Raw genomic sequence first — 13,690 nt, forward strand, 5'->3', positions numbered from 1 at the left:
AGTAGTCACGATACGGTCACGAGGTGCCGTAACGGTGGAAGCTTTCCTACCGTCGGCGCGTTGCGTGGTGTGCGCAGCGACCGAACACACGCTGCGGAGAGTCAGGTCCACCAGCTGGACCACCGATCGAGGGGATTTCTTCAACCGATGAGCACGCTTGCAATCCCCGGACCCCGCGCCTGATGGCCGACATGACACCGACCGTCTCACCCGTGCGACGGTTGGCCCAGCGCATCACCGACTCCCTCGGCCCGGGACACGGTGCCGCAACTCGCGGTGCAGGGGGTAGCGAGACCCTTGCCGCGGGTTTCCTTCTCGGGGCGACCCTACTCGCACTCCTGTGGGCCAACTCGCCCTTCGGCGACACCTATCAGAGCTTCTGGCACACCGAACTCTCGATCACCGTGGGTGGCCACGGCATCTCGCTCGACCTCGCGCACTGGGTCAACGACGGCTTGATGGCGTTGTTCTTCTTCGTCGTCGGCCTGGAGGTCAAACGCGAATTCGCGATGGGCGAGCTCACCGATCGCTCACGCGCGAGCATCCCGATCGTCGCGGCGCTCGCGGGTCTCGCCATCCCCGCTGTTCTGTTCCTGATCCTCAATCCATCCGGTGAGGCCGCAGGCGCCTGGGGCGTCGTCATCTCCACCGACACCGCGTTCGTTCTCGGCGCACTGGCGGTCATCGGACCGAAGAAGGCCGCCCGCCTACGCATCTTCCTGCTGACGCTCGCCGTCGCCGACGACGTCGGCGCGCTCGCCATCATCGCGTTCTTCTACACCGACAAGGTCGAGATCGTTCCGTTGATTCTGGCGTTCGTCGGTCTGGCCGCGATCGCGCTGCTCCGACGCATGCAGGTGTGGCGCGGGATCGGTTATCTGGTCGTCGCACTGGCCACCTGGGTGGCCTTCCACGAGTCGGGCGTGCACGCCACTCTCGCCGGCGTCATGATCGCACTCATCCTGCCGGTCTACCCGCCGAGGCGCAGCGAAGTGGAACGCGCAGCCGACCTCACCCGAGCGTTCCGCCAGTCACCCAATCCCGAGTACGCCCGCGCCGCGAGGCTGGGCCTGGACCAGGCCGTGTCCGTCAACGAGCGTCTGATGCGGTTGTATCAGCCCTACACCGCGTTCCTGATCGTGCCGATCTTCGCGCTCGCCAATGCGGGCGTCGTCCTCAGCGGCGAGACCCTGCGTGCCGCCGCCACGTCGCCGTTGACGTGGGGCATCGTCGTCGGACTCGTCGTCGGCAAGCTCATCGGAATCACCGCTGCAGCAGCCGTTTTCGCTAGGATGAAACCGTCGGCGCTGGCGCCCGGTCTGACGATCTCGCACATCGCGGGCGGTGCTGCACTGTCCGGAATCGGATTCACGATCTCGCTGTTCATCGTCGACCTCGCCCTCGACGACGAATTCCTCGCCGACCAGGCACGCGTCGGCGTGCTGGCCGCGTCCGTGGTGGCGGCGCTGCTCGGCTGGCTGCTGTTCCGTATCGACGCGCGCATCCATCCGCCCAAGCAGGAGGTGTCGCATCGGATCCTGCGACCGGTGAACGCCAAGCGCGATCACATCCGTGGTCCCGTCGATGCACCCTTGACCATCGTCGAGTACGGCGATTTCGAATGCCCGTTCTGCAGCAAGGCAACCGGAAGCATCAAGGAGGTCCGAGCCCACTTCGGTGACGACGTCCGATACATCTTCCGGCACTTGCCCCTCGACGATTACCACCCGCACGCGCGCTACGCAGCCCACGCCAGCGAAGCCGCGTCGGCGCAGGGGAAGTTCTGGGAGATGGCGGACGTCCTGTTCGCGAACAGCGACGCACTCACCCCCGACGACATCGACGACTACGCCGAGGATCTCGGTCTCGACATGGACCGGTTCTCCGAGGACCTACGTACCGGCGATTACGTGGTTCGAGTGGAGGACGACGAGCTCGACGCCGCGTCGAGCGACGTCGAGGGCACGCCGACGTTCTATCTCGGCCGCGGGGACACCGACTTGATCCGGCACACCGGGCCCTACGATGCCGCCTCGCTCATCCGGGAACTGACGCAGCTCCGCACCTCCTCGACGTGACGCGGCTCCACTCACAGACGGTTGCCGTCGTCGTCCCAGTGCTCGGCAACTTTTTTCGACGGTTGAACGCGAGGAGGTTCGCCGGGCATCTTGGGGTAGTCGGGCGGGAAGTTGAGTTCGCCGCCCGGCAGGGTCTCCCAGAGTTCCAGCAGCGGGTCCAGCGAGTAGGCCTGCTCGTCCATGTCCGCCCACGGATCGCCGTCGGACAGGTAGTCGGGGATCGTCACCAGGTTGTACTCGCGAGGGTCGGAGATCCCGGCCAGGTGCGCCCACGTCATCGGCGTGCTCACGGGCGCACCGGTCTTCGCCCGTAGGCTCCACGCGCTCGCGATGGTCCGATCCCGGTTGTTCTGGTTGAAGTCCAGGAAGATCCGTTCCCCGCGCTCTTCCTTCCACCAGTTGGTCGTGACCCCGTCGTCGCGGCGCTCCAGCTCACGTCCCAGCCCGATGGCGGCGTGCCGCACCTGCTCGAACGTGTACGACGGCGTGATCCTGACGTAGATGTGGATGCCGCGGTTGCCGCTGGTCTTGGGGTATCCCTTCAGCCCCAACTCCTCCAGCAGTTCACGGGTCACCTCGGCCACGCGCTGCGCGTCGGCGAACGTCGTCCCGGGCTGCGGGTCGAGATCGAGCCGCAACTCGTCGGGATGGTCGACGTCCGGGCGTCGCACCGGCCAGGGATGGAACGTCAACGTGCCCATCTGCGCGGCCCACACTGCGGACGCCGGTTCACCGGGGCACAGTTCCTCCGCGGTCCGGCGGCTGGGGAAGGCGATCTTCACGGTCTCGATCCAGTCGGGAGCGCCCTTGGGCAGCCGCTTCTGATAGAAGCCGTCGCCCTCCTTGTCCTGCGGGCCGAGGGCGAGACGCATCCCGTCGCGGAAACCGTCGGGCCACCGTTCCATCGCGGTCGGTCGAGTGCCGATCGCTCTCAACAGTGGTTCACCGACGGCGGCGAAGTACTCGCACACCTGCAGTTTCGTGATCTCCGGCGTGATGTCCGTTGCCTCGTAGATCACGCGGTCGGGGCTCGAGACTCGTACCTCGCGGTCACCTGCCTGCACGAACGCGGGCGGTGTCTTCGTTGCCATCTTATTTGCCCCCGGCGATCACGTCGGCCACGTCGTAGCTGACGGGCACTTCCAGCTGTTCGTAGGTGCAGGACTTCGGATCCCGGTCCGGTCGCCACCGTAGGAAGCGTGCGGCGTGCCGCAGACGCTCGCCTTCCATCTGGTCGTAGGCGACCTCGATGACCCGCTCGATGCGCAGCGGCACCCAACTGCGGTCCTTGTTCGACGTCCACCGGTTGGCTTCGGCCGATTTCGGTTCTTCCCCGGTGCGCAACGGCTGCAGTTCTTCGAGGATTTCGACGCGCCGCTTGTCGGTGAACGCCGACGCGCCGCCGATCATCCGAAGCTCGCCGTTGTCGTACAGGCCGAGCAGCAACGATCCGATTCCGTTGCCGGATTTGTGCACTCGGTATCCGATCAACGCGCAGTCGGCCGTTCTGGCGTGTTTGATCTTGATCATCTCGCGCTTGTTCGGCAGGTACAGCCCGTCCAGTTTCTTGGCAACGACTCCATCCAGCCCAGCGCCTTCGAAACGCTCGAACCAATCCTGCGCGGTCGCCGCGTCGTCCGTCGTGCTGGTGACCTGGCAGCGATCACCGCCTGCCATCACCTCGAGCAGCTTTGCCCGACGGACGGAGAACGGCTCACCCGTCAGGTCGGTCGAACCGATCGCCAGAAGATCGAACGCGACGAACATCGACGGTGTCTTCTCCGCGAGCATGCGCACTCGCGAATCGGCGGGGTGGATGCGCTCGGACAACGCGTCCCAGTCCAGCCTCGTACGCCCGTCCCGCTCCCGCGGCACGACGATCTCACCGTCGACGACGATCTTGTCCGGCAGTTCCGCCAGGACGGCCGAGACCAGCTCGGGGAAGTAGCGGGCGAGGTCCTTGCCGCCACGCGACCCGAGGATCACCTCGTCGCCGTCGCGGAAGACGATGGCACGGAAGCCGTCCCACTTGGGCTCGTACGACCATGCGGGCTCTCCGCCCTCCGGCTGTGCGGGGACGGTCTTGGCGGCTTTGGCCAGCATCGGTTGCAGCGGCCACGCGATCGGGAGGTCCACGAGAGCAATACTGCCCTAGTGGAACCGCCGAGGAGTACCTTCTTTCGCTGCAGGTAATCGTGAATGTCCGCCTCAGCGTTCACTCGAGCCACACCTGGTCTCACGAAATCGGGACGGACGGGATATTTTTGATCCGATTCTTGTCGTGCTCGGGTCCTCACCTTCATAGAACTAAGGAACGGTCAATGCTCTCCCTCAGTGAGAAGTTTCGCGGCGCAGCGATTGCTGTGCTGGCATGTAGCGCTGTCGTGCTCGCAGGCTGTAGCAGCACCGTCACTCCGCGGGCGATCCCGGCCGCCGACGAACTCGTCACCTCGACCACCCAGACCAGCTCGTCTGCGCCCACGACGGGCGAAGCGCCGGCGCAGGAAGGTGAGGACATGGGCGGTGACGTCGACATCGACGTCGAGATCGGTGAATGCGTCGACCTCGGGGGAACTGTCGACGACGCCACCATCGACAATGCCGCGTGCGGAAGCGCCGACTCGAACTACAAGGTGATCGGCAAGGCTCCCACAAACGCCGAGTGCATCTCCGACGCCGACCAGTACTACTACGAGACGTACGCGGACATCGAGCAGGGCGCACTGTGCCTGGACATCGACTGGGTCATCGGCGGCTGCATGGACATTCCGATGGACGACGATCCCGAGCGTATCGACTGCGGATCGCCCGGGTTCGATTCCGTCCGCGTCGTGGAGATCCTCAGTGGAACCACCGACGTCGACTCCTGCGATCTCCAGGCGACGAGCGGTTTCCGTTATCCGGAACGCAACTTCGTCGTCTGCGTGGAAGATCTGTAGATCGGTGCAAGACTTCCGTCATGACGGTGCTTTCATGACGGTGCTTCCGTGACGGGGTCCGATTCGGTCCGATTGAAGACTCCGAGGGGACGCTGGATCGTCGCCGCGACGGTTCTGGGGTCCTCGCTGGCGATGCTCGACGCGACCGTCGTGAACGTGGCGCTGCCCGACATCGGCCGGGATTTCGGATCCGGCGTCTCGGGACTGCAGTGGACCGTCAGCGCCTACACCCTGACGTTGGCGTCGTTCATCCTGCTCGGCGGTGCGCTCGGCGATCGCCTCGGCAGACGGACGGTCTTCGTCTGGGGCACGATCTGGTTCGCCGTCGCCTCGGTCCTGTGCGGTCTGGCGCCGAACATCGAGGTACTCGTCGCCGCGCGATTGCTGCAGGGCGTCGGCGCGGCGTTGCTGACGCCGGGAAGCCTCGCGTTGATCTCCGCGTCCATTCATCCCGACGACCGGGGCGCCGCCATCGGCTTGTGGTCCGGTCTCGGCGGTGTCGCGTCCGCCGTCGGGCCTCTGCTGGGCGGGTGGTTGGTCGACGTGGCCGGGTGGCGATCGGTCTTCCTGCTGAACATTCCGCTGGCTGTCGCCGTCGTCCTGGTGGCCGTCAAGCACGTGCCCGAGAGCCGCGACCCTCACGCGGAGGGGAAACTCGATCTCCCCGGTGCAGGTGTCGTCGCCCTCGCGCTCGGCCTGCTCACCTACGGCTTCATCGACGCATCGTGGTGGGTCGTGGCGGCGGGCGTACTCGCGGTCGGAGCGTTCGTCGTCGTCGAGTTGCGGACATCCAATCCGCTGATTCCGCCGTCGTTGTTCGCGTCCCGTGTCTTCCTGGCGGCCAACCTGGTGACGTTCGCCGTGTATGCGGCGCTCGGCGGAGTGTTCTTCCTGCTGATTCTGCAACTTCAGTTGGCGCTCGACTATTCGCCGATCGCCGCAGGTGTGGCGACTCTGCCGATCACCGCTCTGATGCTCGTGCTCTCCGCGCGGGCCGGACGGGTGGCGCAGCGCATCGGGCCCCGTGTGCCGATGACTGTCGGGCCGTTGGTCGCCGCCGCCGGACTGCTGCTGATGCTCCGTATCTCGCCGGGCGGGGCGGGAGTGGAGCCTGCAGGAACGACCGGATCAGGGGCGGGAGTTAGGCCGGCATCGACATACCTCGTCGACGTGCTTCCTGCCGTCGTCGTCTTCGGCCTCGGCTTGTCGATCCTGGTCGCGCCGCTCACCGGCGCCGTCCTGGGAGCCGTGTCCACTGACCGCGCAGGAACAGCATCCGGTGTCAACAATGCCGTCGCCAGAACCAGCCAGCTCCTGGCCGTGGCCGCTCTACCTGGCCTCGTGGGAATCGCGGGCGCCGACTACGACCAGCCCCAGACCTTCTCCGACGGCTTCCACACGGCCATGATCGTCTGCGCCGGCCTGCTCGTCGTGGGTTCCCTCATCGCCGCAGTCATGGTCAGGAGTCCTTCTCGCAAGAACCCCACCTACAGCTGCGACCCGTCGTCCCCGGCGCTGAGCCCGAGGGAGCAGATTTAGGGGCAGGAGTGGAGCCTGCGGAACGACCCCAATTAGGCCAGGAGTGGAGCCTGCGGAACGACCCCAATTAGGCCAGGAGTGGAGCCTGCGGAACGACCCGGATCAGGCCAGGAGTGGAGCCTGCGGAACGACCCGGATCAGGCCAGGAGTGGAGCCTGCGGAACGACCCGGATTAGGCTGACCGTTACGGATACAGCCCATATCCGAGATCAGGTCAGGAGAGCTATGTCGACCGAGAACGATTCGCCGGACGTCAAACCGCGGAGCCGCGACGTCACCGATGGTTTGGAGAAGACCGCTGCGCGAGGAATGTTGCGCGCGGTGGGGATGGGTGACGAGGACTGGGGGAAGTCCCAGATCGGCGTCGCGTCGTCGTGGAACGAGATCACTCCGTGCAATTTGTCCTTGGAGCGCCTCGCGAAGGCGGTCAAGGAGGGGGTCCATACGGCGGGCGGGTATCCGCTCGAGTTCGGCACCATCTCCGTCTCCGACGGTATCTCGATGGGTCACGAGGGAATGCATTTCTCGTTGGTCTCGCGTGAGGTCATTGCGGACAGTGTGGAGACGGTGGTCAGCGCGGAGCGCCTCGACGGCTCGGTGCTTCTGGCCGGGTGTGACAAGTCGCTTCCCGGAATGTTGATGGCCGCAGCGCGATTGAATCTCGCGAGTGTGTTTCTGTACGCCGGTTCGACGCTTCCGGGTTTCGCGACGCTGTCCGACGGCAGTGAGCACCAGGTGACCATCATCGACGCGTTCGAGGCTGTCGGTGCGTGCTCTCGTGGCCTGATGTCCCGCGAGGATGTCGACACCATCGAACGCGCAATCTGTCCGGGCGAAGGCGCCTGCGGCGGCATGTACACGGCCAACACCATGGCCAGTGCCGCTGAGGCTTTGGGAATGTCGTTGCCCGGCAGCGCTTCTCCGCCTGCACCCGATCGTCGACGCGACGGGTACGCCCGTGCCAGCGGCGAAGCCGTCGTCGAACTTCTCCGACGCGGTATCACTGCGCGAGACATCATGACGAAGAAGGCATTCGAGAACGCGATCGCCGTCGTCATGGCCTTCGGTGGATCGACCAACGCCGTGCTCCACCTTCTCGCCATCGCCCACGAGGCCGAAGTGGAACTGACGCTCGACGACTTCCGGCGCATCGGCTCCAAGGTGCCGCACCTCGCGGACGTCAAGCCGTTCGGCAAGCACGTCATGACCGATGTCGACGCCATCGGCGGAGTTCCCGTCGTCATGAAGGCGCTGCTCGACGCCGGGCTCATGCACGGAGACTGCCTGACGGTCACCGGAAAGACCGTGGCCGAGAACCTCGCTCACATTGCGCCGCCGGACCCCGACGGCAAGGTCCTGCGTGCGCTGGAAGAGCCGATTCACCCGACCGGCGGCATCACCATCCTCGAAGGTTCGCTGGCCCCGGGCGGCGCCGTCGTCAAGTCGGCAGGTTTCGACTCGGACGTGTTCGTCGGCACTGCACGAGTTTTCGAGCGCGAACGCGCCGCGATGGATGCGTTGGAGGACGGCACGATCTCCGCGGGCGATGTCGTCGTCATCCGATACGAAGGCCCCAAGGGCGGACCGGGAATGCGAGAAATGCTCGCGATCACCGGTGCCATCAAGGGCGCGGGACTCGGTAAGGACGTCCTGTTGCTGACCGACGGCCGATTCTCCGGCGGTACAACGGGACTGTGCGTCGGACATGTCGCGCCGGAAGCCGTCGACGCCGGACCCATCGCCTTCGTTCGTGACGGTGACCGGATTCGCCTCGACGTCGGAAAGGGAACCCTCGACCTCCTCGTCGACGACGCTGAACTCGAATCCCGCAAGGAAGGTTGGGCACCTCTACCGCCCCGCTACACCCGCGGTGTCCTGGCCAAGTACGCCAAGCTCGTCGGTTCCGCATCCGATGGTGCGGTACTGATCTAGCGCGTGACCCCATCGCTCGAATCGTCCGTTCACACGAACAGACAGCGTGTGAGGCGTTTTCGAGCGATGGGGGTGGGACGCAATCCCTGTACTAGAGCGGCATGGACCAGACGGAGCTCGAGCGCTCTTTCAGGTCGGTGCACTTGCGGCGGACGGAGTCGCCGTACTGGTAGAAGTTCAGCTGATCTTCCCGGACGACGGGCTTGGGTGCCCGTTTCATGACCGGAAGTTCCGCGAGGTCCAGCGCCGCGTCCAGTTCTTCTTCTGCGGTTTCGCGGCGCTTGCGAGCGATGTCGGCCAGGGCGAGGTGGTGGATGGTGAGATGGTCCGACGCTGCGAGGGCAGCTTCCTTCTCGGTGGCGGCCTGGACCTCGTAGACCTTGGCGGCGAGCTGGTAGATGCTGGGTCGGGTGAGTTCGTCGTCGACCACTTCGATTGCCACCGGATCCTGCGTCGACGCCTCGGGCGCAACCTCTTTCCGAGGTTTCTTCACCACGGCATCCGGGGCCGACGGTTGCTCGAGGAGATGCTCCAGCTCGGCAACTTCCTTGGCTGCGTCGGGATCGAATGCAGTGCGGACGGTAGGCACGACGCGCGGGGTGCGGCCGGGCAGCAACACGCCGACCACGACGGTCCCGATGGCGAAGACCACGGCTGCGATCAAAGACGTGTGCACGACGGCGTTCGCGAACGAGCTCACCGCGGTGATCACCAGGTTGTCGGCGTATCCGGTGAGAAAGGTGTTCTCGCGCATGATGTCTGCGACGATCACGGCCCCGGCGACCGAGTCGCCGGACGCTTCGATCGCTTGTGCGGCTTGCGCGGTCGGCTGGCCGTCGGGCCCTTTGCCGGGGAAGTCCGCGAGGTAGTCGACGATGCCGCCGCGGTACGTCGTTGCGAGAACCGAACCGAGAACGGCGATTCCGAGAGATCCGCCCAGTTCCAGCGCAGTGTCGTTGAGCCCGCCGGCGACGCCGAGCTTGCTCTCGGGGAATTCGGCCATGATGGCGTCGGTGCACGGCGACACGCTGAGGCCGATGCCGAGGCCCAGTAGTGCCAGAACCGGAACGAAGTCGACGTAGGTTGCGGTGGTGTCGATTCCGAGCATCGAGACCACGGCCAGCGTGCCGACGACCATGCCGGCCGTGACGGTGTACTTCATGCCCACTCGCGGCGTCAGCCATTGTGTGATGCCCGAGCCGACGAACACGGCGACCGCCAGAGGGAGCAGGTGCACCCCGGTCGAGACCGGGCCCATGTCGAGTACGAACTGAAGATATTGGGCCACATAGTAGATCGCGCCGAAGGTGACGAGGAAGAACAGCAGGACGGCCAGTACGGCACCGCTGAGGATGCGGGAGGAGAACGCTCGGACGTCGAGAAGTGGGCTCGGGTGGCGAAGCTCCCAGGCGACGAACGCCGCGGTACTGAGCGCGCCCACCACCGCGAAGTACGTGGGTCCGACGCTCCAACCGAAGTGCATGCCCTCGATGATCGCGTAGACCACCGTGGACACTGCGAGCACGGAGAGCAGCCCTCCGAGCCAGTCGATCCTGCCCGGGTTCACCGCACGTGACGGCGGCACCAAAGCGACGGCGCCTGCGATCCCGATGATCGTGAACGGGATGTCGATCAGGAAACTCGAACCCCACCAATAGCTTTCGAGCAGCCAGCCGGCGAGCAGCGGACCCATCGCGATGGCGAGACCCGACGTGGCGGCCCAGATGGTGACGGCCGTGGCCCGTTCGCGTTTGGGGAACGTCGCCACCAGGAGCGACAGCGTGGCAGGCATGACGATGGCAGCGGCGACGCCCATGACGATGCGAGCGAGAATCACGCCTGTCGTGGCGCCGGTCAGCGCGCCGGCGAGAGAACCCGCCGTGAAGATCAGCAGGCCGATGATGAGTGCGCCTCTGCGAGAATACCGATCGCCGATGACGCCGAACAGAAGCATCAAGGCCGCGTACGGCACGGTGTATCCGTCGATGACCCACTGAAGGTCGCTGCTCGACAGGTTCAGATCCAGCGTCATCGCAGGCGCCGCCACCAACAGTGACGTGTTCGCCATGACGACGACGAGCAGGCTCAGGCACAGCACCCCCAGCGCTGCCCAACGTTTCGCGTACGGCTTTTCCATCTCCTGAACAGGAGTCATCGCAAGCAATGTCATGTGTGTTCCCCCCTAGGCACCACACGCGACACACCGCGCGCAGTGCTGTGCAGCCTAGGAAGGATGCGTTAGGGTACGCAATTCTTTGTGGCGGTCGTTACACAAGCGACTGGGAGAGATCCCAACGAACGAAAATGCCACCGTGTCAATCGAACTGACACGGTGGCATGATCTGTAACGCTGATGACGCGATCGGTGACTCGAAGAGTCCGATCAGGGGATGGGGGCGAAACCTGCTCCGACGGCGTTGCCTGCGTCGATGTGGCGCAGAATCGCGTCGATGTTGGTACCGACCTGCGGTCCGAAGCACGCCACACCGAGGTACGCGTTCACCATGCCGACGAGCGTGGTGCCGACGACGACCGGGCTACCGGAGTCACCTTCGACGACGCACAGCTGCGACCAGGTCTCCTGCGACTGCAGAACGTCCCCGTAGGCGACGCCGCACGTGTTACCGGTGGTGCGGCCTTCCTTGCAGACGATGTTGGGGAACGAGGCGGGAGGACCGACCTGCGTGATGGTCACGTTGCCCACCCGGTTGACCGGAACGACCTTGGCGCGATCGAACTCGATCACCGCGTAGTCGTACTCGGGGTTGGAGAACGCGATGCGTCCGACGACGCCTGCCGACGGGTCGTACTCCGGCACGATCGTGGCGCCTGCTCCACCGCAGTGACCGGCGGTGATACCGACGAGGCGGCCTTCGCGGTCGTTGCCGATGGTCGTCAGAGTGCACTCGGCAGCATCGTCGACGATGATTCCGGATCCGCCCCCCAGCACCGCCGGAGCCGCAGCTGACGCAGTTCCGACGCCGAAGCTCGCAGCAACAGCGGCAGCAGCCACGGCGACGAGCATGAACTTCTTCAACATGTATTCCCTCTCCAGCGGTGTCCGCAGAACCCTAGCAATAAGAAGCACCGATGGACGAGTACCTGACGTCAACAAGTACGCACGAGTACTAAAGGTCCGATTCCAGAGCGGCCAGCATGGACCGGGCTTCCTCGAGTTGGCGGCTGAGCTCCTCCACACGCGATGCTGCCTCTTCTCGCGCGTACGAGATCACGGCTTCCACGGCGTCGCGTGCCGAATCGTCGCCCAGTTCGCGTACCGCGCGGGAGACGGACTCGGGGGACACCGACTGCGCTTTTCCTGGCCTGCGGGCACCGTGGGTGACCGTCACGGACCAGTCGTTGTCCGGCCCGGCGTGGATGGTGACGCTGACGCTGTCCGGCCCCTTCTTTCCCTTCCTCGCCGGGCCAGGCTTGGGCGCAGCAGGCTTGGGCGCGGCAGTCTTGGGCGCGGCAGTCTTGGGCGTGGCAGTCTTGGGCGTGGCGGGCGTCGTCACCTCCGACTTCGGAGCTGCGGATTTGGTGGCCGCAGGCTTGGGTGCTGGGGCCGGCTCGGTCCATTCGGCCACCTCGGGCCCCGGCGTCGACGCCGGTTTCGGTGCCGGTTTGGGTGCACCGCCCGGAGGGTTCCGGGTGATCCGGAGTTCCTCCGCTTCGAACGGGAGCTCGTCGTTGACGCCCTTGGGGCTGATGGTGACGGTGTTTCCGTCGATCGAGACGACCCTCGCCGACGTTCCCTCGGGCAGGCCCAGGCTCGGCGTCGGCTCGATGAGGTACACCGTCGCGCGCCGCCCCTCGGAGAGGGCCGTGGCCAGCGTGTCGAGATTCTCCGGCGTCAGGGAACCGGTGGGCGTCGAACGTCTACGCGGTGGCATCGGTGCATACCTCTCTCGAAAGTGTTTGCGAATACTGTCGCATACTTGTCCCCCGGAACGCAGAATCCGTGCATGCGATCGACACCCGTCACCTCCGACCTTCTTCTCGGCGCACTCGATGTCGAGGTCACCGAACGAGGCCTGATTCCGCACCGGCTGCCCGCGTGGACTCGCAGCCGGTTTCCCGACGACCGGATCGCCGGGGCCGAGGTGCAACCGGCGGGAGTTCGGCTGGCTTTCCGCACCGATGCGACAGTCGTCGAACTCGACGCCCTTCCGACGCGGCAGGAGTTCGTCGGACTCCCGCCCCGTCCGTCGGGGATGTTCGACATGACGATCGACGGCGAACTCGTGCACAGCGTGGCGTCGGCTGGTGGCAACGTGCTGTCGGTCGACATGGTGACCGGCAGTGTCGATCGAACGGACGGCCCGGTGGTCCCGGTGCGATTCGAGATGACACCCGGCGCCAAGGACGTCGAGATATGGCTGCCGCACAATCAGCACGTCGAGTTGATCGCGCTGCGCAGCGACTCTCCGATCGTCGCCGCATCCACCTCCGAGCGGCAGGCGAGGCCGAGGTGGATCCACTACGGCAGTTCCATCAGCCAGGGATCGAACGCGACGAGTCCCAGCACGACCTGGGTGGGACTGAGCTCGTCGGCGATGGGTTTTTCCGTGACGAACCTCGGGTTCTCGGGCAGCGCGATGCTGGATCCGTTCGTCGCCCGGGTCATGCGCGACGAGCCTGCCGAGGTGATCAGCCTCGAGGTCGGCATCAACCTCGTGAACGGTGACGTCATGCGGACGCGCGCGTTCACGCCCGCGGTCCACGGGTTTCTGGACACGATTCGCGACGGGCACCCCAGCACACCGATCGTGGTGGTGTCACCGTTCTACTGCCCGATCCACGAGAACACTCCGGGGCCAGGCGCATTCGACCCCGACGCACTGGCCGAGGGCGCCGTGCGGTTCGTCGCGACAGGTGATCCGGGGCCGGGGAAGCTGACGCTCACCGTGGTCCGGGACGAACTGCGGCGCGTGTTCGACCAGCGGGAGGATCCGAACCTGTATCTCGTCGACGGTCTGGATCTGTACGGTCCGAGCGACTTCGACGAGTTCCCGCTGCCCGACGCCTTGCACCCGGACGCCCGTGCTCATCGTCGGATTGCCGAACGGTTCGTCGAGTCGTTCCCCGCCGCACAGAATTATGTGTAACTCGAAGTAACAGATAGATTTGGCTTTGTCGGAGCTTCACTCGACGACGTCCTCCAGCCTACTGCGCGGCAGCCCGAGGGGCATGGCGAGAGCA

The 13,690-nt window shown here is 65.5% G+C and carries 10 protein-coding genes; 5 read left to right on the forward strand and 5 right to left on the reverse strand.

The window, feature by feature from the left end; translation table 11 throughout:
* Positions 1-182 precede the first annotated feature (182 nt).
* Positions 183-2,078, forward strand: coding sequence for a Na+/H+ antiporter NhaA (gene nhaA, locus CH292_RS11900; RefSeq protein WP_094654817.1), 1,896 nt, complete (start codon positions 183-185; stop codon positions 2,076-2,078).
* Positions 2,079-2,089: 11 nt separating this feature from the next.
* On the opposite strand, the gene CH292_RS11905 is transcribed toward nhaA, so the two are convergent.
* Both CH292_RS11905 and CH292_RS11910 read right to left on the reverse strand, forming a co-directional pair.
* Complete coding sequence (locus tag CH292_RS11905) at positions 2,090-3,169, reverse strand: DNA polymerase domain-containing protein (protein WP_094654818.1); 1,080 nt, start codon at positions 3,167-3,169, stop codon at positions 2,090-2,092.
* Position 3,170: 1 nt separating this feature from the next.
* A complete protein-coding gene (locus CH292_RS11910; RefSeq protein WP_033189778.1) occupies positions 3,171-4,214 on the reverse strand; it encodes an ATP-dependent DNA ligase in 1,044 nt (347 codons plus the stop codon).
* A 185-nt stretch (positions 4,215-4,399) separates the two neighbouring features.
* Here CH292_RS11910 and CH292_RS11915 point away from each other — a divergent pair, with 185 nt between their 5' ends.
* From CH292_RS11915 to ilvD, 3 genes are all read left to right on the forward strand, one after another.
* Complete coding sequence (locus tag CH292_RS11915; protein WP_019666913.1) at positions 4,400-5,017, forward strand: hypothetical protein; 618 nt, start codon at positions 4,400-4,402, stop codon at positions 5,015-5,017.
* A 48-nt stretch (positions 5,018-5,065) separates the two neighbouring features.
* Positions 5,066-6,556, forward strand: coding sequence for an MFS transporter (locus CH292_RS11920; protein WP_094654819.1), 1,491 nt, complete (start codon positions 5,066-5,068; stop codon positions 6,554-6,556).
* Positions 6,557-6,781: 225 nt separating this feature from the next.
* Entirely contained in the window at positions 6,782-8,488 is a 1,707-nt protein-coding gene (gene ilvD / locus CH292_RS11925; protein ID WP_019666915.1) for a dihydroxy-acid dehydratase, read from the forward strand.
* 91 nt (positions 8,489-8,579) lie between these two features.
* Here the strand turns inward: ilvD and CH292_RS11930 are convergent, their stop codons facing one another.
* From CH292_RS11930 to CH292_RS11940, 3 genes are all read right to left on the reverse strand, one after another.
* The gene (locus CH292_RS11930) at positions 8,580-10,658 is read right to left on the reverse strand and encodes an MFS transporter (RefSeq protein WP_256978061.1); all 2,079 of its coding nucleotides are present in this window, start codon (positions 10,656-10,658) and stop codon (positions 8,580-8,582) included.
* 213 nt (positions 10,659-10,871) lie between these two features.
* Positions 10,872-11,528 carry a S1 family peptidase gene (locus tag CH292_RS11935; protein WP_019666917.1) on the reverse strand — a complete coding sequence of 219 codons (657 nt, stop codon included), beginning with the start codon at positions 11,526-11,528 and terminating at the stop codon, positions 10,872-10,874.
* An 88-nt stretch (positions 11,529-11,616) separates the two neighbouring features.
* A complete protein-coding gene (locus tag CH292_RS11940; RefSeq protein WP_094654821.1) occupies positions 11,617-12,381 on the reverse strand; it encodes a DUF6319 family protein in 765 nt (254 codons plus the stop codon).
* 72 nt (positions 12,382-12,453) lie between these two features.
* Here CH292_RS11940 and CH292_RS11945 point away from each other — a divergent pair, with 72 nt between their 5' ends.
* Positions 12,454-13,596 (forward strand): SGNH/GDSL hydrolase family protein, encoded by a 1,143-nt coding sequence (locus CH292_RS11945; RefSeq protein WP_037159008.1) that lies wholly within the window; start codon positions 12,454-12,456, stop codon positions 13,594-13,596.
* Positions 13,597-13,690 lie beyond the last annotated feature (94 nt).

Origin of the sequence: Rhodococcus sp. 14-2470-1a, assembly GCF_002259425.1 — a bacterium.
Lineage (GTDB): Bacteria > Actinomycetota > Actinomycetes > Mycobacteriales > Mycobacteriaceae > Rhodococcoides > Rhodococcoides fascians_E.

What these genes read in the sequence shown, in the direction of transcription:
- nhaA (WP_094654817.1), top strand. Translation starts at nt 183, where the DNA reads ATGGCCGACATGACACCGACCGTCTCACCCGTGCGACGGTTGGCCCAG.
- CH292_RS11905 (WP_094654818.1), bottom strand. Translation starts at nt 3,169, where the DNA reads ATGGCAACGAAGACACCGCCCGCGTTCGTGCAGGCAGGTGACCGCGAG.
- CH292_RS11915 (WP_019666913.1), top strand. Translation starts at nt 4,400, where the DNA reads ATGCTCTCCCTCAGTGAGAAGTTTCGCGGCGCAGCGATTGCTGTGCTG.
- ilvD (WP_019666915.1), top strand. Translation starts at nt 6,782, where the DNA reads ATGTCGACCGAGAACGATTCGCCGGACGTCAAACCGCGGAGCCGCGAC.
- CH292_RS11930 (WP_256978061.1), bottom strand. Translation starts at nt 10,658, where the DNA reads ATGACATTGCTTGCGATGACTCCTGTTCAGGAGATGGAAAAGCCGTAC.
- CH292_RS11935 (WP_019666917.1), bottom strand. Translation starts at nt 11,528, where the DNA reads ATGTTGAAGAAGTTCATGCTCGTCGCCGTGGCTGCTGCCGCTGTTGCT.
- CH292_RS11940 (WP_094654821.1), bottom strand. Translation starts at nt 12,381, where the DNA reads ATGCCACCGCGTAGACGTTCGACGCCCACCGGTTCCCTGACGCCGGAG.
- CH292_RS11945 (WP_037159008.1), top strand. Translation starts at nt 12,454, where the DNA reads ATGCGATCGACACCCGTCACCTCCGACCTTCTTCTCGGCGCACTCGAT.